General features: G+C 64.1%; 21 protein-coding genes and 1 pseudogene. 14 read left to right on the top strand and 8 right to left on the bottom strand.

What is annotated here, in order from left to right:
• The first annotated feature begins 291 nt into the window (after nt 1-291).
• Genes rlmN through LB559_RS31600 form a run of 3 tightly spaced genes read left to right on the top strand, consistent with a single transcriptional unit; the run spans nt 292 to nt 2452 of the window.
• Nucleotides 292-1527: a 23S rRNA (adenine(2503)-C(2))-methyltransferase RlmN gene (rlmN, locus tag LB559_RS31610; RefSeq protein WP_027162882.1), complete on the top strand. Its 1236-nt coding sequence runs from the start codon at nt 292-294 to the stop codon at nt 1525-1527.
• On the top strand, nt 1524-1973 hold the full coding sequence (locus LB559_RS31605) for a hypothetical protein (protein WP_013528812.1): 450 nt from the start codon (nt 1524-1526) through the stop codon (nt 1971-1973). The genes rlmN and LB559_RS31605 overlap by 4 nt, the downstream gene beginning before the upstream one ends.
• On the top strand, nt 1973-2452 hold the full coding sequence (locus LB559_RS31600; RefSeq protein ID WP_063169555.1) for a hypothetical protein: 480 nt from the start codon (nt 1973-1975) through the stop codon (nt 2450-2452). Before LB559_RS31605 ends, LB559_RS31600 begins: the two co-directional genes overlap by 1 nt.
• 6 nt (nt 2453-2458) lie before the next feature.
• Here LB559_RS31600 and LB559_RS31595 read toward each other — a convergent pair whose 3' ends face one another.
• Together LB559_RS31595 and LB559_RS31590 are read right to left on the bottom strand one after the other, a co-directional pair.
• Entirely contained in the window at nt 2459-3100 is a 642-nt protein-coding gene (locus LB559_RS31595) for a LysE family translocator (protein WP_224675812.1), read from the bottom strand.
• Between the two features lie 125 nt (nt 3101-3225).
• Nucleotides 3226-4167 (bottom strand): annotated as a pseudogene (locus LB559_RS31590) (putative bifunctional diguanylate cyclase/phosphodiesterase); the annotation flags it as partial.
• A gap of 214 nt (nt 4168-4381) precedes the next feature.
• Between LB559_RS31590 and LB559_RS31585 the strand changes: the two are divergent.
• Both LB559_RS31585 and LB559_RS31580 read left to right on the top strand, forming a co-directional pair.
• Complete coding sequence (locus tag LB559_RS31585; protein ID WP_013528809.1) at nt 4382-5605, top strand: argininosuccinate synthase; 1224 nt, start codon at nt 4382-4384, stop codon at nt 5603-5605.
• Nucleotides 5606-5610: 5 nt separating this feature from the next.
• Nucleotides 5611-6132, top strand: coding sequence for a hypothetical protein (locus LB559_RS31580; protein WP_224675811.1), 522 nt, complete (start codon nt 5611-5613; stop codon nt 6130-6132).
• 72 nt (nt 6133-6204) lie between these two features.
• On the opposite strand, the gene LB559_RS31575 is transcribed toward LB559_RS31580, so the two are convergent.
• On the bottom strand, nt 6205-7002 hold the full coding sequence (locus tag LB559_RS31575; RefSeq protein WP_024504026.1) for a lytic transglycosylase domain-containing protein: 798 nt from the start codon (nt 7000-7002) through the stop codon (nt 6205-6207).
• Between the two features lie 141 nt (nt 7003-7143).
• On the opposite strand from LB559_RS31575, the gene LB559_RS31570 reads away from it, so the two are divergent.
• The 7 genes from LB559_RS31570 (at nt 7144) to rpsP (ending at nt 14040) form a co-directional block, all read left to right on the top strand.
• Nucleotides 7144-8391, top strand: a complete 1248-nt coding sequence (locus LB559_RS31570) for a flavin monoamine oxidase family protein (protein ID WP_224675810.1) — start codon at nt 7144-7146, stop codon at nt 8389-8391.
• A 91-nt stretch (nt 8392-8482) separates the two neighbouring features.
• Complete coding sequence (locus tag LB559_RS31565; RefSeq protein WP_224675809.1) at nt 8483-9580, top strand: putative zinc-binding metallopeptidase; 1098 nt, start codon at nt 8483-8485, stop codon at nt 9578-9580.
• Between the two features lie 63 nt (nt 9581-9643).
• Nucleotides 9644-10243 carry a DUF1236 domain-containing protein gene (locus tag LB559_RS31560; protein ID WP_224675808.1) on the top strand — a complete coding sequence of 200 codons (600 nt, stop codon included), beginning with the start codon at nt 9644-9646 and terminating at the stop codon, nt 10241-10243.
• Nucleotides 10244-10415: 172 nt separating this feature from the next.
• A complete protein-coding gene (locus tag LB559_RS31555; RefSeq protein ID WP_224675807.1) occupies nt 10416-11366 on the top strand; it encodes a CPBP family intramembrane glutamic endopeptidase in 951 nt (316 codons plus the stop codon).
• 290 nt (nt 11367-11656) lie between these two features.
• Nucleotides 11657-13267, top strand: coding sequence for a signal recognition particle protein (gene ffh, locus LB559_RS31550; RefSeq protein WP_024504031.1), 1611 nt, complete (start codon nt 11657-11659; stop codon nt 13265-13267).
• Nucleotides 13268-13274: 7 nt separating this feature from the next.
• Nucleotides 13275-13601, top strand: coding sequence for a chorismate mutase (locus LB559_RS31545; protein ID WP_013528801.1), 327 nt, complete (start codon nt 13275-13277; stop codon nt 13599-13601).
• A gap of 37 nt (nt 13602-13638) precedes the next feature.
• Nucleotides 13639-14040, top strand: coding sequence for a 30S ribosomal protein S16 (gene rpsP, locus LB559_RS31540; RefSeq protein WP_013528800.1), 402 nt, complete (start codon nt 13639-13641; stop codon nt 14038-14040).
• A gap of 84 nt (nt 14041-14124) precedes the next feature.
• Here rpsP and LB559_RS31535 read toward each other — a convergent pair whose 3' ends face one another.
• The 3 genes from LB559_RS31535 to LB559_RS31525 form a co-directional block, all read right to left on the bottom strand.
• Complete coding sequence (locus tag LB559_RS31535) at nt 14125-14388, bottom strand: YMGG-like glycine zipper-containing protein (protein ID WP_013528799.1); 264 nt, start codon at nt 14386-14388, stop codon at nt 14125-14127.
• Nucleotides 14389-14522: 134 nt separating this feature from the next.
• Nucleotides 14523-14933, bottom strand: coding sequence for a DoxX family protein (locus LB559_RS31530; protein ID WP_013528798.1), 411 nt, complete (start codon nt 14931-14933; stop codon nt 14523-14525).
• 121 nt (nt 14934-15054) lie between these two features.
• On the bottom strand, nt 15055-15960 hold the full coding sequence (locus tag LB559_RS31525) for a bestrophin family protein (RefSeq protein ID WP_027162876.1): 906 nt from the start codon (nt 15958-15960) through the stop codon (nt 15055-15057).
• Between the two features lie 189 nt (nt 15961-16149).
• Between LB559_RS31525 and LB559_RS31520 the strand changes: the two genes are divergently transcribed.
• Nucleotides 16150-16557 carry an ACT domain-containing protein gene (locus LB559_RS31520; RefSeq protein WP_224675806.1) on the top strand — a complete coding sequence of 136 codons (408 nt, stop codon included), beginning with the start codon at nt 16150-16152 and terminating at the stop codon, nt 16555-16557.
• 156 nt (nt 16558-16713) lie between these two features.
• Here LB559_RS31520 and LB559_RS31515 read toward each other — a convergent pair whose 3' ends face one another.
• Entirely contained in the window at nt 16714-17748 is a 1035-nt protein-coding gene (locus tag LB559_RS31515; RefSeq protein WP_013528795.1) for an aspartate-semialdehyde dehydrogenase, read from the bottom strand.
• Nucleotides 17749-17855: 107 nt separating this feature from the next.
• Complete coding sequence (locus LB559_RS31510; protein ID WP_164753489.1) at nt 17856-18005, bottom strand: hypothetical protein; 150 nt, start codon at nt 18003-18005, stop codon at nt 17856-17858.
• A 198-nt stretch (nt 18006-18203) separates the two neighbouring features.
• Between LB559_RS31510 and LB559_RS31505 the strand changes: the two genes are divergently transcribed.
• Nucleotides 18204-20078, top strand: a complete 1875-nt coding sequence (locus LB559_RS31505) for a DEAD/DEAH box helicase (protein ID WP_224675805.1) — start codon at nt 18204-18206, stop codon at nt 20076-20078.
• Nucleotides 20079-20124 lie beyond the last annotated feature (46 nt).

Raw genomic sequence — 20124 nt, 5'->3', positions numbered from 1 at the left:
GCTCAATCGCTCTAATCCCACGAAATCTCTCTCGTGTAGATACAAGGTGGCGCTGCGAAGCAGCGACGGAGTGGGGGAAGCCATCAGCCAAACGCGCTGCCGCCGCAAGACAGGCATTATCGGGAGAGAAATGCCCGCCATGACGAGGGGCGGTGCCGACGTCGTTCCAAGGCGATCGTAGATCTTAAAGCTAGCTGAGCATGACTCTGCCCTCAACCTGTGCTATGCGCCGCGCTTCCTTTCCGGCACGATGCGTGAAATCGGCCGCAAACCGCTTATATCAGTGCAACCATGACCCTTTCATTCGATCTCACCACTGACAGCGCCCGCGACGCGTTGCGTGCCCGCTCGGCACAGCCCGAAAAGCAGTCGCTGATCGGCCTGACGCGGATCGAACTCGCCGAGACTCTGGTTGCATCGGGCGCTGTGCCCGAGCGCCAGGCGAAAATGCGCGCCCAGCAGCTGTGGCACTGGATGTATGTGCGCGGCGTCTCCGATTTCGCCGGCATGTTCAACATCTCCAAGGATCTGCGTGCTGAGCTCGACAAGCATTTCACCGTCGCCAGGCCCGAGATCGTCGAGGAGCAGATTTCCGCCGACGGCACGCGAAAGTGGCTGTTCCGCTTTCCGCCGCGCGGCGCCGGTCGGCCCGTCGAGATTGAGACTGTCTATATTCCCGAAGAGGGTCGCGGCACGCTGTGCATCTCCTCGCAGGTGGGCTGCACGCTGACCTGCTCGTTCTGCCACACCGGCACGCAGAAGCTGGTGCGCAATCTGACGGCCGAGGAGATCCTCGCCCAGCTGCTCACCGCCCGCGACCGGCTCGGCGATTTCCCTGACCGCGACACGCCCGACGGCGCCATCGTGCCGGCCGAAGGCCGCAAAGTGTCCAACATCGTCATGATGGGCATGGGCGAGCCGCTTTACAATTTCGAAGCGGTGAAGAAGGCGCTGCTGATCGCTTCCGATGGTGACGGCCTGTCCCTGTCGAAGCGGCGCATCACGCTGTCGACCTCCGGCGTCGTGCCGGAAATCTTCCGCACCGGCGAGGAAATCGGCGTCATGCTGGCAATCTCGCTGCATGCCACCAATGACGATCTGCGCGACTTGCTTGTCCCGATCAACAAGAAGTATCCGCTGAAGGAACTGATCGCCGCCTGCCGCGCCTATCCCGGCCTGTCGAACGCCAAGCGCATCACCTTCGAATATGTGATGCTGAAGGACGTCAACGATTCCATCGAGGACGCCAAGGGACTGATCAAGCTGCTCAAGGGCATTCCGGCCAAGATCAACCTGATCCCGTTCAACCCGTGGCCGGGCACCAATTACCAGTGCTCGGACTGGGAGACGATCGAGAAATTCGCCGACTACATCAACAATGCCGGCTATGCCTCGCCGATCCGCACGCCGCGCGGCCGCGACATCCTCGCCGCCTGCGGCCAGCTCAAATCCGACTCCGAGCGCATGCGCAAGGTCGACCGGCTGGCTCTGGAAGCGATGATGATAGCGGGGCACGGCGAGGCGTGAACCGCCCCTTCGCCTGGCTAAGACGCCTCGCCATCATGGCGGTCGGCTATGTCGCCGCCGTGCTGACCTCGATCCTGGTGCCGGTGCTGCTGATCGCTCTTCTGGAAGGCATCGAAGACGGCAACTGGTCGATCATTTTCGCCTTCGACTGGCTTGGCTCGTTCCCGCTCGCCGTGTTGACCGTAATGATCGGCGCGCTGTTGATCGTCGGCCCGGCGCTCTTTGTCGCCGAACGGTTTTCACTTCGGGGATGGTTCTACTTCGCCGCCACCGGTGCGATCACGTCCATCGCCTTTGGCGTATCCATGCCGCGCTCCGCCAGCAGCTTTGTCTTCAATCCGGGCTTTCTGGGTTTTCTCGCCACCGCCGGCATCGCCGCCGGTTGGATCTACTGGCTTCTGGCTGGACGCAGGTCCGGCACGGGCCGGAATCTGGGCCGGGATTGATGGCGCGTCTCGTCGGCTACCTCATCCGTTTCACCGTCATCCTGTTCGGCTATGCCGTCGCCTCGCTGGCGGCGAGCGCCTTCCTCAACATCCTGTTCCTGGCATCGCTCGGCTACACGCCGGAGCATGCACATCCGACGGCGACGGCTTCCCTGTATTTCTCAATTCCCTTCGCCGCCCTGTTCGTCGCCTATTTCGCCCTGATGCCGGCCTCTGTCGTCATCCTGCTTGCCGAAATCCTGGGCCGGCGCGACTGGCTGTTCTATGCGCTGGCGGGCGCGGTGGTTGCCGGTGTTTTCCTCGGGCTTGCCGACCACAGCGGTGACACCGCCTTCGCCGTCAGGGACACCAGCGCCATCATGGCCGTGATCGGCAGCGGCATGGTCGGTGGTATCTTTTACTGGCTCAGCGCCGGGCGCTGGGCCGCAAGCTGGTGGCAAGGCGAACCAGAATCAAAAGAGGATGGCCGGACAGGATGACGGCGCCTACTTCGCCTGCGCCGTCAGGATCTTGAGGGCGAAGGCGGAGAACACGCCGGCAAACAGATAGTCGACCACCCGCGTAACGCGCGGGCTTGCCTTCATCGCCGCCGAAAACTTTTCCGCCGCCAGCACCATCGGCACCGTCACCGGGACCGACAGCACGATGAACATCGTGCCCAGGAAAAACAGCTTTCCCGGTGCGTTCGGATCATGCGCGGAGACGAACTGCGGCAGGAAGGTCATGAAGAACAGGATGATCTTCGGGTTGAGCAGATTGACGCCGAGGCCCGCCGCCCAGCTGCGCAACAGCGAAATCTCGGGGCCTGTCTTCTTTTCCGGCGAAAAGGCCGAGCCCCTGGTGATTGCCTGCCAGGCCAGGAAAACGAGGTAGCCGGCGCCGAAGATCTTCAGCACGAAGAATGCCATCGGCGAGGCGACGATCAGCGCCGAGACGCCGACCACCACCAGCGTGGTGTGGATCAGCGTGCCGCACAGCGCGCCGGCCATCGAGGCAAAGCCAGTGGCACGGCCCTGGCTCAGCGTGCGCGAGACGAACAGGGTCATGTCCGGCCTCGGCGTGATCGCCAGGATGACCGTGGCGATGGCGAACTGGATCAGCGTGGTGGTGTCTGGAATGAACGACATGAGCGGCCCCGGGGAATTGGGAGGCCTATACAGGATGCGCCATGTCGACGCCAGACACAGCAGCGATCCGATCTCGATCCAGCAGGCGTCTGCACGGCATTCGCTGGGCGCCGGCCGCGGCAGTCCTATGCCTGCCTGCTCAGCCGTATCCTCGCTGGCTCCTCCGCGAAGAGTCGATCGTTGCGGACATCGGTGTCCCCGGTGATCTGGTCGATGGGCTTCGGCCGGCCGAGAAAATAGCCTTGCGCCTCATTGCAGCCTTCGACCTGCAGGATGGTGAGCTGGACATGTGTCTCGACGCCTTCGGCGAGCACCGGAATGTCGAGGCTGCGGCCCAGCGTCAGCACCGCCCGGATGATGGCCTTGGCCTGCGGGCTTCGCTCGACATCGGCCATGAATGAGCGGTCGAGCTTGATCTTGTCGAAGGGAAACGAGCGCAGCGTATCGAGCGATGAATAGCCGGTGCCGAAATCGTCGATCGCGATCGTCACCCCAAGCGCCTTGACCTGGCGCAGGACATGCAGCGTGCGCACCTTGTCGGCGACGATCGTCGATTCGGTCAACTCCAGCTCCAGCCGTTTCGGCGACAGCCCGGTCTCGATCAGGATCTGATGGACGAGCTTGGCGAGATCGGCATGGGCGAACTGCACCAGCGACAAATTGACCGCGATCTTGTGGCCATTGCCCCACGAGGCCGCCTGCCGGCACGCGGTCCGCAGCACCCATTCGCCGATCGCCATGATCGAGCCGTTCTCTTCGGCAATCGGGATGAATTCGGCGGGCGGGATCATACCATGCACGGGATGGGCCCAGCGCAGCAGCGCCTCGTAGCCGCAGGTGGCGCCGGTCGGGACCGAGGTCTGCACCTGATAGTGAAGCGAAAGCTCGCCGCGGTCGATCGCCTGGCGAAGGTCGGTGGCCAAGGCGCGGCGCGCCCGCGCCGTCTCGTCCATGGCGGATTCGTAGAAGCAGACGGCTCGCGTCACGTCGTTCTTCGCCCGGTACATGGCAAGGTCGGCGTTGCTGACCAACCGCTCGCGGTCGGCCCCGTCGCGCGGATAGACCGCGCTCCGTGCTGAACTGCATCTTCTTAGTGCTGCGATGCGGGGCGCCATGGCACGGTCCCGCCAAAACGCCACGGCCCAGGCATCGCGCTCCCGCCATGCGCTGGACCAGAAGCCATGCATGCACGCGTGCTTGCTCGCTCTGCCGTTCCTGCTAAAAGGCGCTGCGACAATCCGTGACGCCCAGGCTGGGGCGTCCGCCACCGACGGGGTAAAAATGTCCAAAACCAAAGACATCAAGAAAGTCGTGCTCTCCTATTCCGGCGGTCTCGACACATCCATCATCCTGAAATGGCTGCAGACCGAGTTCGGCGCCGAGGTCATCACCTTCACCGCCGATCTCGGTCAGGGTGAAGAGCTGGAACCGGCGCGCCGCAAGGCCGAGATGATGGGCATCAAGGACATCCGTATCGTCGATGTGCGCGAGGAATTCGTCGCCGACTTCGTCTTCCCGATGTTCCGCGCCAACACCGTCTATGAAGGCACCTATCTGCTCGGCACCTCGATCGCCCGGCCGCTGATCTCCAAGCATCTGGTCGATATAGCCCGGGAAACCGGCGCCGATGCGATCGCGCATGGCGCCACCGGCAAGGGCAACGATCAGGTTCGCTTCGAGCTCTCGGCTTACGCACTGAACCCCGACATCAAGGTCATCGCGCCGTGGCGCGACTGGACGTTCAAGTCGCGTACCGACCTGATGAATTTCGCCGAGCAGCACCAGATCCCGGTGCCGAAGGACAAGAAGGGCGATGCACCGTTCTCGGTCGACGCCAACCTCTTGCATTCGTCCTCCGAGGGCAAGGTGCTGGAAGACCCGTGGGTGGAGCCGCCGGAATTCGTTCATCAGCGCACCGTTTCGCCGATGGATGCGCCGGACAAGGTCACCGAGATCGAGATCGAGTTCCTGAAGGGCGATCCGATCGCGCTGAACGGCAAGAAATTGTCGCCGGCAACCATGCTGGCGACACTCAACGATCTTGGCCGCGACAATGGCATCGGCCGGCTCGATCTGGTCGAGAACCGCTTCGTCGGCATGAAGTCGCGCGGCGTCTACGAAACGCCAGGCGGCACCATCCTGATCGCCGCCCACCGGGCCATCGAATCGATCACGCTCGACCGAGGTGCGGCCCACCTCAAGGACGAGTTCATGCCGCGTTACGCCGAGCTGATCTATAACGGCTTCTGGTTTGCGCCCGAACGGCTGATGCTGCAGGCGATGATCGACAAGAGCCAGGAAGACGTCGAGGGCACGGTGCGGCTCAAGCTCTACAAGGGCAACGTCATGGTCACCGGCCGCAAGTCGAAGAAGACGCTTTACTCCGATGCGCTGGTCACTTTCGAGGATGACCGTGGCGCCTATGACCAGAAGGACGCCGCCGGCTTCATCCGCCTCAATGCACTGCGGCTGAGAACGCTGGCAGCGCGCAACCGTGCCAAGTAGGGCGGATGCGCGGTTTCGGTCGCTGCCTGGCGCCGCTGATTGTTCTGGCGACGCCGGCCGCCGGCCAGGAGTTCGACCCCGCCTCTCTTGACCTTCCCGCGCTGATCGAGTGCAGGGCGGACGTTCCGACCTACAACGACTTTGCCCTGTGGCTGTCCAGCGCACCGGGTGCCGTTGAAACGCTTGGCTGGAAGGAGGTTGCCTCCGCCAATCCGTTTCTCAGCCAATACGAACTGCCGGCCAAAATCCGCGTGTTCAACCGCGAGACAGGATCGATCGTGTTTACCGCTGCGGGGCCGATGGCCGTGCTCGACGGCGTTGCCGCGCCGGAACTTGCAAAAGAACTCGACGTCATGGCCGTTTTTTCCACGCCGCAAAAATTCCTTGGCGAAAAGGTCGTTGTCCAAAGCACCGAAGAGTCGGAAGGATTGACCTTCTCCACGGACGTCAAGCTCAACGTCTCGACCGTCGAGTCCCATCCCGGCAAGACCCTGGCCGGCTGCTCCTACACGCTCGAAATCAAATAAAAACCCGGCATTCACGCCGGGTTTTCGATCAAGTCAGAAATGGCCGGGGCCTCCTGCCCGGTGCATGGTCCGTCAATCGCCGTCGATCGCCGTGGCAATGCGGGCGATGGCCTGCTGATAGACGCTCGCGGAATTCCAGCCGGCAATCGCGCCCATATTCGCACTCGCGCTCGCACCTGCCCGCCAGCCATGACCCTTGAGGAAGTTGGCGGTGGAAGCCAGCGCCGTGCCCTTGTCGCGCAGGTTTCCGCCGCCGACGCCATATTTCAGGACGTTTCCTGGCAGGAACTGCGTGTGTCCGATCTCGCCATGCGCGGCCCCGACCGACGAGGCTGTCAGCGCCCCGCGATCGACCAGCTTCAGGGCGGCGATCGCATGCGGGTAGAAGAACCCCGGGCGGCGGCAATCATAGGCAAGCGTCAAAATCGCAGAGACGGTGTTCTGGTTGCCCATGGCCGAACCGAAGCCGGTTTCCATACCCCAGATGGCCAGCAACACGCCCGGCGACACGCCGTAATTCGCTTCGATCTTGGAGAACAGCGCCGCATTCGACTTTTTCAGCGACCGGCCCTTGGAGATAATCGCCGCGCCGCCGCGCCGCCGCATGAAATCGTCCACCGAGCCGCTGAAGGCCTTGTGAATGCCGCGGTCGACGGAGATCGTCTTTGTCGCGTAGTTCGCCCCGGCCAGAGCGGCCAGCCCCTTGGCGCCCACACCTTCCGACCTGGCCTGCGCGGCAAAGTCCTGCTTCCAGGCCTCGAAGCCGGCGCCGGTCTTGCCGCAGCTGGCCGCTGCCTGTGCGCCCGTCGCCAGCGCAAGCACCGCCATCGCGGCCGCTGCAAACATCTTTCCCTTGGCAAGAATTGCCATGTTGATCTCCTGGTTGCCTGAATCACGTCCCAATTGCGAACTTGCCAGCGAAACGCGCACTTGTCACTGTCACCGCTGCAATGCTGGCGAATGCCGTGGAATTTGCCTAGGATCAAGTGATTATTGTGGCAAGGGGGCTGCATGCAAGACGTTGATGTCGTCATCATCGGCGCCGGCTCGGCGGGTCTTGCCGCTGCCAAAACCCTGCAGGCGGCGGGGCTTTCCTTCACGCTGCTCGAAGCGATGGACCGAATCGGCGGGCGAGCCTGGACCAGCGACCAGCATTTCGGCGTGCCTTTCGACATCGGCTGCGCCTGGCTGCATGCCGCCGACCGCAATCCCTATTTTCCCGAAGCGCAAGTGGCAGGCTGGACGTTGCATCATCACGACATGAATGTCGATCATCTCTACTACCGCGAGCGCAAGGCGAGCGAAGCGGAAGAAGCCGACATGAAGGCCGCCGACGCAAAGCTGTTCGAACTGCTGGCCAGGCATGAAGTGAAGGGCGGAGATGACGATCGTCTTTCGGCGCTGTTGGCAAAAGGCCATGCGCCGCGCGCCGCCGCCACCTTCGCCGGGCCGATGGATTTCGGCGCCGACGAGGACGAAATCTCGATCCTGGACTTCCAGGCCGCCGCCGATCTCGACCCGAACTACTTCAGCAAGGAGGGCCTTGGCGCGCTGGTGGCGCGTTTCGGCGCCGGCGTGCCGGTCGAACTGTCGACGCCGGTACGCAAGATCCTGTGGGACGTGCCCGGCGTCGCCTGCGTCACTGATCGCGGCACCGTCCGCGCCAAAGCGGTGATCGTGACCGCTTCGCCAGCGGTGCTCGCCTTCGAGGAGATCGCGTTCTCGCCGGCCCTGCCCGACACCCATTTTGGCGCCTTCTTCGACCTGCCGATGGGCATGCTGACCAAATTGCCGGTCGAAATATCGGGCACAAGGCTCGGGCTGCAGCCCTTCGACGACCTGCTGATCGAACGGATGGCCAGGCACGACATTTATTTCCTGTGCTTCCCGTTCGACCTTGACCTGATGGTCGGCTTCGTCGGCGGCGATTTCGCCTGGGAAATGTCGGCGGCCGGCGAGGCGGCCGGCATCGACTTCGTCGTCGACCGGCTGTGCGGCATCTTCGGTGGCGATACGCGCAAGCATGTCGGACGCGCCATGATGACCAATTGGGGCGGCGAGCGCTTCGTGCGCGGCGCCTACGCCGCCGCCCGCCCTGGCCGTTCACTGGCGCGCGCCGCGCTCATGCAGCCGGTGGCCGACAAGATCTTCTTCGCCGGCGAGCACTTGGCCGGCCCGCTGATGCAGACCTGCGGCGGCGCACGGCTGTCGGGCGAAGCGGTGGCAAGACAGGTTGTCGCCCAGCTTGCGGCCAAATAGCTTCAGGAAAATGTGGAACGCCGCGCGGCTGTTCGCGTTGGGCACGGGCCGCCGTGAATATCTATGTCACCTCCGGTGAATTGAGACCGACATGAAACTCTTCGACTGCCCCCATTGCGGCCATCGCATCTATTTCGAGAACGCCCAGTGCCTGAACTGCGGGAACCCCGTGCTCTACGATCCCGAGCACGCCTGTTTCGCGCTGGCGAGCGCCGACGGCATCTTCCAGTGCACCAACGCCGATGAATGCGCCTGCAACTGGATGGCCGAGCCCGGACACGCCTTTTGCCGCGCCTGTGCGCTCAACCAGTTGATCCCGGATCTCTCCGTCGACGGCAACCGCCGCCGCTGGATCCGTGTCGAAGCGGCGAAGAAGCGCGCCATCTATTCGCTGCTGGCCTTCGGGCTGCCGGTGGCGCCCAAGCAGAACCCCGCCGACGAGATCGGGCTGGCCTTCGACTTCCTCGCCGATCCGATCGGCGGCGGCCCCGGCGGCGAGCGGATCCTGACCGGCCACGACAATGGCCTGATCACGCTCAACGTCGCCGAGGCGGATTCGGCCGAGCGCGAGAAGCGGCGCGTCGAGATGGGCGAGAACTACCGCACCTTGCTCGGTCATTTCCGTCATGAGCTTGGGCACTATTATTGGGACCGCCTGATCCGCGACGATCCGCACCGGCTCGAAGCTTTCCGCGCACTGTTCGGCGATGACCGCGCCGATTACGAACAGGCGCTGAAGGCCTATTATGCCAATGGTGCGCCGCCCGACTGGCAGCAAGCCCACATCTCGGCCTATGCGACCTCGCATCCATGGGAGGACTGGGCCGAGACCTGGGCTCACCACCTGCACATCACCGACACGCTGGAAATGGTGCACGCACTGAACTTTCCGCTCGGCCGGCTGGAGACGGTGGAGGCCAACGACTTGCCGCGCGGCGACACCGGCGGCGAATTGCAGGCCGCACCCTCGGAGCCGCCGACCGCGCCCGAGTCTTTCGAAAAGATCCTTGCCCGCTGGCTGGTGCTGTCGGAAGCCTCCAATTCGATCAACCGCTGCATGGGCCTGCCGGACCTCTATCCCTTTGTCATTTCGGACGTCACGGCGCGGAAATTGGACTTCGTTCACGAACTTCTGACCGATTTGCCTGGAGAACAGGGAACAAATCGTGAGTTGGCACAGGCGCTTTAGCGGGAACGCATGAGCTGCTGCCCCGTTTTCGCTGGCGAGGGACCATGAAAACGGAGAGAAACCATGAAATCCCTGTTGTTTCCGGCGGTCGCCGGAATGCTGACCGTGATGTCGGGCGCCGCGTTTGCCGACACCGCCGTCTCAGCCGTCACCGACCTTAACGTTCGCGCCGGACCCGGCCCGCAATACCCTGTCATCGGCGTGCTCGCCGCCGGTCAGTCGGCAACGCTCAATGGCTGCATCGCAAACAGCAAATGGTGCACCATAGCCGAGGCCGGCGGCCAGGGCTGGGTCTATTCCGACTATGTGACGGCCGATATAGGCGGCAGCCGGGTGGTGCTGACGCAACGGCGCGCCAGCGTTGCTGTCGTCTCGCCGCCGGAGGACATCGGCAACTACTCGACCGATTATACCGGCGCGATCATCGCCAGCGATCCGGTCGTGGATGACTTCCCGCCGCCCCCGGCTGAAGTCCGCACCTATGTCGACACGCATCGCCTCGATCCCATCTATCTGGAAGGCGAAGTGGTCACCGGCGCGACCCTGCCCGACACCGTCGAGCTGCGCGAGATTCCGGACTACAATTACCGCTATGTCTATGTGAACGGCCAGCGGGCGCTGATCGATCCGCAGACCCGGCGCATCATGTACGTCGTGCGCTGACGACAATTGGCATAAGCGGCCGCTGCCACAGCAGCGGCCGCCGGCAGGCGGCACCGCAGCGTCGCCTCTTGTGCGCCGACGCTGCTCTGAGCATTGTCCTTTGCGGAAAACGATTCCGATTTTCCGAGCCATCGATTAGTCAATAGGCGATGACTTTGGCAAAGGAGCCCGCGTGACCATCGATCCGGCCGCCTTCGAGCGCTACAGGCATTCGCCGAACGCCAGGACGACCTTGCCGCGCCTGTTGCTCGGAACGGGGATCGTCGTCCTTTTTTGGGCAGCAACCACCGTGGCCGTGCTGGTCGGCGGCACCTATGCCTTCTTCGCCCGGCAGGCGGCCCCATCATCCGGCATGCAGGGTTTCCTCGCCTCGCCCATCGGCATTCTCACCGCGCTCGTCTCGTTCGCCGGCATCTGGATCGGCCTGTGGGCCGCGATGCGCTGGGTGCATGGCGAGAAGCTGTCGGCGCTGCTCGGCAACAGCCGGCGTGTTTCGTGGTCCGGCTTCCTCAAGGGGCTGATCGCGGTGCTGATCACCTCGTTGATCTCCGAAATCCTGCTCTATCTCTTGCAGCCGCAGATCGCGCGCGGCCCGATCAGCCTGTCGTCCTGGCTGCTGTTTGCGATCCCGATCGCCGCGCTCACTCTGTTGCAGACCTCGTCGGAAGAGTTGCTGTTTCGCGGCTACCTGCTGCGCGGGCTGGCCAGCCGGTTCAAGAGCCCGTTCATCTGGGCGCTGCTGCCGGCCCTGCTGTTCACCTCGCTGCATTGGAGTGCGAGTTCGTCGCCAGCCATCAACGCCTGTGTGCTGGCGTCGATCGCCGCTTTCGCGTTGCTGCTGACGCTTGTCGTTTACGCAACAGGCAATCTCGGCGCCGCGCTGGGTGCTCATCTCGGCAACAACCTGACCGGCTTCCTGCTGATCTCGCATCAGGAAAGCTACAATTCCTTCGCCCTGTTCAACGCCAGGCCGCTCGAGGGACCGGGCTGGGCAACGTCGGATGCGGTTCTCATCGCCTTCATCGGCATCGCCTGCAGCCTGCTGACCATCGGGCTGCTTTTGCATCCGCGCTCGCCGCTCAAGGTCGCCGCCGAGCTTCCGGACCGCGCGAGCACGGCCTGAATGCGGGTCCGGGAATGACGCTACCCGGCCCTTGTCTTGACTCTTGCGCAGATTTCCTGTCTACACGCCCCGAATTCCGCGACGAGTATCCCTCCGAGCAAGCCGACCAGGACGCCGAAACCTCTTTGAGGTGAAGTGCTGTAAATCGATCCTGGAGGCCAACACCCGGCAGCGCTGAGCGCCCCCGGGTGCTTTTTGGTTTTGGCTTTTGCTTGGACTTTTGGTTGGACACTGGGCGCGAACGCATTACCTCTCGGGCACCATCCGGGTGCCAGGGAAAAGGAAAACGAATGTTTGAATCGCTACAGGAACGTCTTGGTTCGATCCTGAACGGCCTGACCGGCCGCGGCGCGCTGTCGGAGGCTGATGTCTCGGCGGCGCTGCGCGAGGTGCGCCGTGCGCTGCTCGAAGCCGACGTGGCGCTGGAAGTGGTGCGCTCCTTCACCGACAAGGTGCGCGAGAAGGCTGTCGGCGCGGCCGTGGTCAAGTCGATCAAGCCCGGCCAGATGGTCGTCAAGATCGTTCATGACGAACTGGTCGACATGCTCGGCGCTGAAGGCGTCGCCATCGATCTCAATGCCCCGGCGCCGGTCGTCATCATGATGGTCGGCCTGCAGGGTTCCGGCAAGACGACCACTTCGGCCAAGATCGCCAAGCGTCTTTCCGAGCGTCAGAACAAGAAGGTCCTGATGGCCTCGCTCGACACGCGGCGCCCCGCCGCGCAGGAGCAGCTTCGCCAGCTCGGCGAACAGGTCAAGGTCGCCACGCTGCCGATCATCGACGGCCAGTCGCCGGTCGACATCGCGCGCCGCGCCGTGCAGGCGGCCAAGCTCGGCGGCCACGACGTCGTCATCCTCGACACCGCCGGCCGCACCCATATCGACGAGCCGCTGATGGTCGAGATGGCCGACATCAAGAAGGTATCGAGCCCGCACGAAATCCTGCTGGTCGCCGATTCGCTGACCGGCCAGGACGCCGTCAACCTGGCCAAGAGCTTCGACGAGCGCGTCGGCATCACCGGTCTCGTGCTGACCCGCATGGACGGCGACGGCCGTGGCGGTGCTGCCCTTTCGATGCGCGCCGTCACCGGCAAGCCGATCAAGCTGATCGGCACCGGCGAAAAGATGGACGGGCTGGAGGAATTCCACCCCAAGCGCATCGCTGACCGCATCCTCGGCATGGGCGACATTGTTTCGCTCGTCGAAAAGGCCGCCGAGAACATCGACGCCGAACAGGCGGCGGCGATGGCCAAGAAGATGCAGTCGGGCAAGTTCGACCTGAACGATCTCGCCGGCCAGCTTCAGCAGATGTCGAAGATGGGCGGCATGGGCGGCATCATGGGCATGATGCCCGGCATGGGCAAGATGAAGGACCAGATGGCCGCCGCCGGTCTCGACGACAAGATGTTCGGCCGCCAGCTCGCCATCATCTCGTCGATGACCAAGGCAGAGCGCGCCAATCCCGATTTGCTCAAGCATTCGCGCAAGAAGCGCATCGCTGCCGGTTCCGGCACCGACGCGGCCGAAATCAACAAGCTGCTCAAGATGCATCGCGGCATGGCCGACATGATGAAGGCGATGGGCGGCAAGGGCAAAGGCGGCGGCCTGATGCGCGGCATGATGGGCGGCCTCGCCTCCAAGATGGGCCTCGGCGGCATGATGCCCGGCGGTATGGGTGGCATGATGGGCGGCGGCATGCCGGACCTGTCGAAGATGGATCCCAAGCAGCTCGAAGCCTTGCAGAAGCAGGCGCAGGCAGCCGGCCTAGGCGGCGGCATGAAAGGCCTTCCCGGCGGCGGTGGCCTGCCCAGCGGCATGCCAGGTTTGCCCGGCGGCATGAAACTTCCCGGGCTTCCCGGCCTCGGCGGTGGCGGGCTGCCCGGCCTTGGCAAGAAGAAGTGAGGACGCCATGAACGAAGAAAAGGACATGGCCGACGCCCGCGCCCTCCTGGCAGATTACCGGGCGTCGATCGACAACATCGACGCAGCCCTCATCCACATGCTTGCGGAGCGCTTCCGCTGCACCAAGGCGGTTGGCGTGCTGAAGGCGACTCATGGCTTGCCGCCGGCCGACCCGGCACGCGAGCAGCAGCAGATCGCCCGGCTTCGCCAGCTGGCGAAGGATGCCCATCTCGACCCGGATTTCGCGGAAAAGTTCCTCAACTTCGTCGTCCGCGAAGTGATCCGCCACCACGAACAGATCGCCGCTTCCAACGGCGTGACGAAAACCAACTGAAACCCAATCAACGAACTTAGTTTTTAGGAGAAAAGAAATGCCCTTGAAGATCCGACTGGCCCGTGCGGGCTCGAAGAAGCGTCCTTACTACCACGTCGTCATTGCCGACGCCCGTTCGCCGCGTGACGGCCGGTTCATCGAGTCCATCGGCTCGTGGAACCCGCTGCTGCCCAAGGACGGCGAACGCGTCAAGGTCGACGCCGACCGCGTCAAGCATTGGCTGGCGCATGGCGCCCAGCCGACCGACCGCGTGCTGCGCTTCCTCGACGAGGCCGGCCTTGTCAAGCGCGACGCCCGTTCCAACCCGAAGAAGGCCGAGCCGGGCAAGAAGGCGCAGGAACGCGCTGCTCTTCTGAAGAAGGCGCAGGAAGATGCCGCTGCTGCCGTTGCCGCCGCCGCGGCTGCACCGGCCGAGGCGGAAGCCGCAACCGCCGAATAAGTATTTGCTCTATCGCATCCAGGAAAACGGCGGGCCATGTGCCCGCCGTTTTTTCATTCGACCCTGTCTGTAAAAGCCGCCCGGTCAATAGCCGCGCGGGCAGCGGTCAATATAGACGCGGCCACGGCTATCGCGGTAGCGGCATTCGCCACGCTCGCTCGCCCGGCCGATCAGCGCGCCGGCAACAGCGCCGACAGCACCACCGACGACGGCGCCTTCAACCGGATCGCCGGCGACGGCCGCACCGACGGCAGCGCCACCGAGGCCGCCTACGGCCGCGCCTTTTTCCGTTTGCGAACAAGCGGCGAGCGGCACCAGCAGCGCCATCAAAAGCATCGTTTTCTTCATCGTCGTTCCTCTCCGATAGGAGCCGCCTCCGCCGCCGGGCGAATCTCTAACTCGCAACTCGACGATTCGATCCCTGAGATATTGCCCGGCAAAGGGTTCAGGCTTCGAGCCGAAAGCGGTGCTTCGATCTGGATCTAACGGCTGAACGGGATCAGCGCGCGGAGCCTGGGATCGCGCAGATACAGGCCACCCCACAGGATAATGCCGAGATAGACGCCGAACAGAATGTGCGAGAACAGCGGGTTGTCGACGCGGACATTGGTGGCGATGGCGCCGCCCATATAGGCAGTAAGCAGGATGGCGCCGAGCACCGAGGTGCGCGGCAGCGCATAGAGAGCGGTCGAGATCAGGCCGATGACGCCAAGCATGCGCGCGACATTCGGATCGGCCGGCCAGCCAAGCGGTACCATCGTCTGGACGACGATATCGAGCGGCGGCAGCTTGATGGCGCCGTCGAAGATCATGAACAGCACGATGACGCCGCTGAGCGCGCGGCCGGTCCACAAAGCGCCCGGCGAGACGGGCGCGGTTTCGGAAATGCTCATGATGGTCCCTCCTGATGGTTCTATCCCCTTCTTGCTGGGGTCGAACCAAGGACGTGGCATGGAGCGGCGATCCGACAGCGGGGCGGATTCTTTTAATCCCGCTAAGCCCGCGCGCCTTTGCCTACGAAAAATAGAACTTTTCCGCCGGGATCATCTTCGGCGGCGTTTCGCCAAGCGCCTCGAACACCGAGATTTCGCAGACACGGCAGAGGCTGTCGAGAGCGAGGTCGTTGGCTTCGGTGCCGAACGGATCCTCGAGCTCTTCCGACAGCGCGTCGAGGCCGAAGAAAGTATAGGCGATCAGCGCGGTGAACAGCGGCGTCGCCCAACCGGTGGTCGAGATCAGGCCGACCGGCAGCAGCAGGCAGACGATATAGGCCGTGCGATGCACCAGCAGCGTGTAGGCGAACGGCAAGGGCGTACCGGCGATCCGCTCGCAGCCGGCCTGGATGGCCGCGACCGACGCGAGCCTCTCATCGAGGATACGAAAGCCGATCGTGTCGACGTCGCCCGCCAGGCGCTGCGCATTGGCACGCCGGCCCATGCGCCTGACCATCTCATCCGCCGGATTGGAAAAGGCTGCTGCCTTGTCCGCCTCGGCGTCGATGAAGGCACGGGCATCCTTCATGCTGTCGATCTTGCGCAACTGCCCGCGCAGGAAATGACAGAAGGCGAGGGCTTCCATCAGCAGGGCGCGCTGTTCGGTCTGGTCCGGGATAAGGCTGGTGGTGGCGCGTGCCAGGTTGCGCATTTCGAAGACCAGCGCGCCCCACAGCTTGCGCGCCTCCCACCAACGGTCGTAGGCGGCGTTGTTGCGGAACGAGAGATATATCGACAATGTCACGCCGACCAGGCCGAAAGGCGTGATGTTGAAGACGCTGAAATCAAGCTGGAACCGGCGCGCCGCGGCCAGGATGATCGCGGAATAAAGCGCGAAGCCCAATATTTGCGGCAGGATGCGTGGCACGACCGAACCGCGCATGATGAAGAACAGCTGCAGGAATGTGGGGCGCGGGCGAACGATCATCGAAGGCCTTTCACGGACCGGCACTGGCCCTCAGCTTCTCTATTGTGCGATGCGACAGCTCTGCAAGCCCAGCCGCCAGCGACATCGCCATGTCGTCCTTGCAGCGCCTGGACTATCGGCACGCGCCGGTCGCGGATATTGAAGAGCACGTGGGCTGCGGCCCGTTTTTTTGCAGGCGAGGGAAGACAGATGGCCGGCGAAACCGATCTCAAGACACTGCTGGCGTCGATGACACCGGAGCTGCTCGCCGGCGCCTATGTCTTCGTCACGCTGGCACCCGGCGTCCCTCAGCCGGAAGGCGTTGAGCCGGTGATGGTGTTTCGCGAGCGCGAGGGTGTGACGCTGATCGTGACCGAGGAGGAGGCCAGCGCCGCGGGACTGACCGCTTCGTTCCGCTGCCGGATGCTGACGCTGAACATCCATTCGTCGCTGGAAGCCGTCGGCTTCCTCGCCGCCATCACCACGCGCCTGGCCGCCGCCGGCATGGGCGTGAACCCGGTTTCGGCCTTTTATCACGACCATCTGTTCGTTCCCGCCGATAGGGCGCAGGAGGCACTGAAGCTGCTGATCGGGCTGGCCGAGGACAACCGAGTGTAGCGCATCGGCGAAGCTGCCGATCTCCCCCTCGTGGGGGAGATTGGCCTTCATCAATGCTCCGCAAACCTTCAGCATCCCGGCCGAGGGCGGAGCCCGCGACCGCGGGCCAGCCGCGCTAGCGGCGGTGCGGCCCGTGAGCGAAAACTAAATCAGCCGTCAGGCCGCCTTCTTCTTCGGCTGGATCAGGCCGCGCTCGACCAAAAGCTCGGCGATCTGCACCGCGTTGAGTGCGGCGCCCTTGCGCAGATTGTCGGAGACGATCCACATCGACAGGCCGTTGTCGATGGTCGAATCCTCGCGGATGCGCGAGATGAAGGTGGCGTCCTCGCCGGCCGATTCCAGCGGCGTGATGTAGCCTCCGTCCTCGCGCTTGTCCAAGACCTGGCAGCCTGGGGCTTCACGCAGGATATCCCGCGCGTCGTCGGCGGTGATCGGCTTTTCGAACTCGATGTTGACCGCTTCCGAGTGGCCGATGAACACCGGCACGCGCACGCAGGTCGCCGTCAGCTTGATCTTGGGGTCGAGCATCTTCTTGGTCTCGGCGACCATCTTCCACTCTTCCTTGGTGGAGCCGTCGTCGAGGAAGACGTCGATGTGCGGGATGACATTGAAGGCGATGCGCTTGGTGAACTTCTTGACCTCGACGCCATCGGCGACGAAGACCGCGCGGGTCTGGGTAAAGAGTTCGTCCATGCCTTCCTTGCCGGCGCCCGACACCGATTGATAGGTGGCGACGACGACGCGCTTGATGGTGGCGAAGTCGTGCAGCGGCTTCAGCGCCACCACCAGCTGCGCCGTCGAGCAGTTCGGGTTGGCGATGATGTTCTTGCGCGTGAACAGCGAGATCGCGTCCGGGTTCACTTCCGGCACGATCAGCGGCACGTCCTGATCGTAGCGGAAGGCCGACGAATTATCGATGACGACGCAGCCCTGCTTGCCGATCTTCGGCGACCATTCCTTGGAGACGCTGCCGCCGGCCGACATGATGCAGATGTCGGTGTCGGAAAAATCATACTGGTCGAGCGTCTTCACCTTCAGCGTGCGGTCGCCGAACGACACTTCCGTGCCCTGGCTGCGCCGCGACGCCAGCGCCACGACTTCGCTTACCGGAAAGCCGCGCTCTTCCAATATGTTGAGCATTTCCCGGCCCACATTGCCCGTGGCGCCGACGATCGCTACCTTGAAACTCATCGAAAAATCTCCTGTCCCTCTCCGCTTGGTTTTTGGAGAAACCCGCTGGCCGCTGCGGGTTCCGTCCCCCGGGCCGAACCCGGGAGAGGGTGGTTAGGCCAAGGGAATCACACCGTTTTGGTGGTGGTTTTGCCAGTTTTCTTGGCCAAGAATGCGGTTTTGCTGAAACGAGGAGACGCGCCGACGCGCCCGGCCCAATGATGTGCATTGAGGCTGGGGGCATCGAATGCAGGAAGAGCCGTCAAAAGGCCGCGCATCGAAACTGTCCCGTTCGGTGCCGGCTTTTACGCGGTTTGCGTCAAGAGTCAATTGCCGAGCGGCGCCTGGTTTTGCGCGCGCCCTGTACAATCGCGGCTGCGCGAAGTACGAACGGCCAAGATTGTTTGGCTGGCGCGAGGCCCGCCCCGGCATGTGCTCCGTGATGAGCGCGGACCCTAAAATTCCGAAAGAGTGAGATGTCCAACTTCGAAGCACTTGTTCCAGCGCTTGCCAGGGCGCTGGAGAAACGCGGCTATTCCGAGCTGACGCCCGTCCAGAAGGCGGTCGTGGCGCCCGAGCTCGGCGAGGCCGATGCGCTGGTTTCGGCGCAGACCGGCTCCGGCAAGACGGTGGCCTTCGGCCTCGCTCTGGCGCCGACCCTGCTTGAGGGCGCGGAGCGCTTCGGCCACGCCGCCGCACCGCTGGCGCTGGCGGTGGCGCCGACGCGCGAACTCGCCTTGCAGGTGACGCGAGAACTGGAATGGCTCTACGAACTGACCGGCGCCACCGTGGCGTCCTGCGTCGGCGGCATGGACATGCGCTCGGAGCGGCGTGTGCTGGAGCGTGGCGCCCATATCGTCGTCGGCACGCCCGGCCGGCTGCGCGACCACATCACCCGGCGCTCGCTCGACATGTCGGCGCTGAAGGCGGTGGTGCTCGACGAGGCCGACGAGATGCTCGATCTCGGCTTTCGCGAAGACCTCGAATTCATCCTCGACGCCGCTCCGGCCGAACGCCGGACGCTGATGTTCTCGGCCACGGTGCCGCGCTCGATCGCCACGCTCGCCCAGGGCTATCAGCGCGATGCGGTGCGCATTTCGGCCGCCGGCGAGGAGAAGCAGCATCTCGACATCGAATATCGGGCGCTGAGCGTCGCCCAGCCCGACCGCGAGAACGCCATCATCAATGTGCTGCGCTATTACGAAGCCAAGAACGCGCTGGTGTTCTGCAACACGCGTGCCGCCGTCAATCATCTGACCGCGCGCTTCAACAACCGCAACTTCTCCGTCGTCGCCCTGTCGGGCGAGCTCAGCCAGAACGAGCGCAGCCATGCGCTGCAAGCGATGCGGGACGGCCGCGCAAAAGTCTGTATCGCCACCGATGTCGCGGCGCGCGGCATCGACCTGCCCAATCTTGAGCTGGTCATCCACGCCGATTTGCCGACCAACCCGGAAACGCTGCTGCACCGCAGCGGCCGCACCGGCCGCGCCGGGCGCAAGGGCGTCAGCGCGCTGATCGTGCCCAACAGCGCCCGCAAGCGCACCGAACGGCTGTTGCAGAACGCCGGCCTCAAGGCGACATGGGCGAGCCCGCCCTCGGCCGACGACGTGATGCGGCGCGACGACGAGCGCATCCTTGCCGATCCGGCTTTCGATGAGCCGGTGAAGGAGGACGAGCGCTCCTTCATCGACGCACTGCTCGCCAGGCATGGCGCCGAACAGGTGGCCGCTGCCTTCGTGCGCCAGTGCCGCGCCAGCCGCTCGGCCCCCGAGGACCTCATGGAGATCGCGCCCTTCACGCCGTCGCGTGAAAGACCGGCGGGCGAAGGTTTCGCGCGCCGCGACGAGGCGCCCAGCCGCCGCGACGATTTCGGCGACAGCGTCTGGTTCTCGCTGTCGATCGGGCGCCGGCAGAATGCCGAACCGCGCTGGCTCATCCCGATGCTATGCCGCACCGGCAGCCTCTCGAAGCGAGAGATCGGCGCCATCAAGATGCAGCCGGAAGAGACCTACGTGCAGATCGCGGCGGATTGGGCAGACCGCTTCCTGGCCGCGATCGGTCCCGACCGGAAGCTGCAAGGCAACATCCTGGTGAAGCGGCTCGACGGTACGCCCGATCTGTCGCGCGCCGGCTATCAGCCGCCAAGCCCCGACAAGAAGCCGCATCGCGGCAAGGCGCCGTTCGATCCCAACGCGCCGAAGCGCAAATTCGAAAAACGTGCACCGGCAGCAGCCGATCAGCGCCCGACCGCCCCGCATGATGCAAAGCCATGGGCGAAGAAGCCGGGCAAGCCGAAATTCGACACCTCTGGTGCACCCAAGCACAAGAAGGCGAAGAAGCGGCCTTCGTAAGACCGGGCAACGAGCCTCATCCGCCCGCATGACGCCGGCCGCATCC

Source organism: Mesorhizobium sp. BR1-1-3, assembly GCF_020165455.1.
Classification (GTDB): domain Bacteria; phylum Pseudomonadota; class Alphaproteobacteria; order Rhizobiales; family Rhizobiaceae; genus Mesorhizobium; species Mesorhizobium ciceri.
The sequence above is the reverse complement of the archived record's forward strand: the minus strand, read 5'-3'. Positions and strand labels throughout refer to the sequence as shown.

Excerpts from the sequence above, each read along its gene's own strand:
- LB559_RS31560 (WP_224675808.1), top strand. The coding sequence starts at position 9,644 with ATGAAATCCCTGTTGTTTCCGGCGGTCGCCGGAATGCTGACCGTGATG.
- rpsP (WP_013528800.1), top strand. The coding sequence starts at position 13,639 with ATGCCCTTGAAGATCCGACTGGCCCGTGCGGGCTCGAAGAAGCGTCCT.
- LB559_RS31525 (WP_027162876.1), bottom strand. The coding sequence starts at position 15,960 with ATGATCGTTCGCCCGCGCCCCACATTCCTGCAGCTGTTCTTCATCATG.
- LB559_RS31585 (WP_013528809.1), top strand. The coding sequence starts at position 4,382 with ATGTCCAAAACCAAAGACATCAAGAAAGTCGTGCTCTCCTATTCCGGC.
- LB559_RS31520 (WP_224675806.1), top strand. The coding sequence starts at position 16,150 with ATGGCCGGCGAAACCGATCTCAAGACACTGCTGGCGTCGATGACACCG.
- LB559_RS31575 (WP_024504026.1), bottom strand. The coding sequence starts at position 7,002 with ATGGCAATTCTTGCCAAGGGAAAGATGTTTGCAGCGGCCGCGATGGCG.
- rlmN (WP_027162882.1), top strand. The coding sequence starts at position 292 with ATGACCCTTTCATTCGATCTCACCACTGACAGCGCCCGCGACGCGTTG.
- LB559_RS31565 (WP_224675809.1), top strand. The coding sequence starts at position 8,483 with ATGAAACTCTTCGACTGCCCCCATTGCGGCCATCGCATCTATTTCGAG.
- LB559_RS31510 (WP_164753489.1), bottom strand. The coding sequence starts at position 18,005 with ATGCGCGGCCTTTTGACGGCTCTTCCTGCATTCGATGCCCCCAGCCTC.
- LB559_RS31570 (WP_224675810.1), top strand. The coding sequence starts at position 7,144 with ATGCAAGACGTTGATGTCGTCATCATCGGCGCCGGCTCGGCGGGTCTT.
- LB559_RS31595 (WP_224675812.1), bottom strand. The coding sequence starts at position 3,100 with ATGTCGTTCATTCCAGACACCACCACGCTGATCCAGTTCGCCATCGCC.
- LB559_RS31600 (WP_063169555.1), top strand. The coding sequence starts at position 1,973 with ATGGCGCGTCTCGTCGGCTACCTCATCCGTTTCACCGTCATCCTGTTC.
- LB559_RS31545 (WP_013528801.1), top strand. The coding sequence starts at position 13,275 with ATGAACGAAGAAAAGGACATGGCCGACGCCCGCGCCCTCCTGGCAGAT.
- ffh (WP_024504031.1), top strand. The coding sequence starts at position 11,657 with ATGTTTGAATCGCTACAGGAACGTCTTGGTTCGATCCTGAACGGCCTG.
- LB559_RS31515 (WP_013528795.1), bottom strand. The coding sequence starts at position 17,748 with ATGAGTTTCAAGGTAGCGATCGTCGGCGCCACGGGCAATGTGGGCCGG.
- LB559_RS31580 (WP_224675811.1), top strand. The coding sequence starts at position 5,611 with ATGCGCGGTTTCGGTCGCTGCCTGGCGCCGCTGATTGTTCTGGCGACG.
- LB559_RS31505 (WP_224675805.1), top strand. The coding sequence starts at position 18,204 with ATGTCCAACTTCGAAGCACTTGTTCCAGCGCTTGCCAGGGCGCTGGAG.
- LB559_RS31530 (WP_013528798.1), bottom strand. The coding sequence starts at position 14,933 with ATGAGCATTTCCGAAACCGCGCCCGTCTCGCCGGGCGCTTTGTGGACC.
- LB559_RS31535 (WP_013528799.1), bottom strand. The coding sequence starts at position 14,388 with ATGAAGAAAACGATGCTTTTGATGGCGCTGCTGGTGCCGCTCGCCGCT.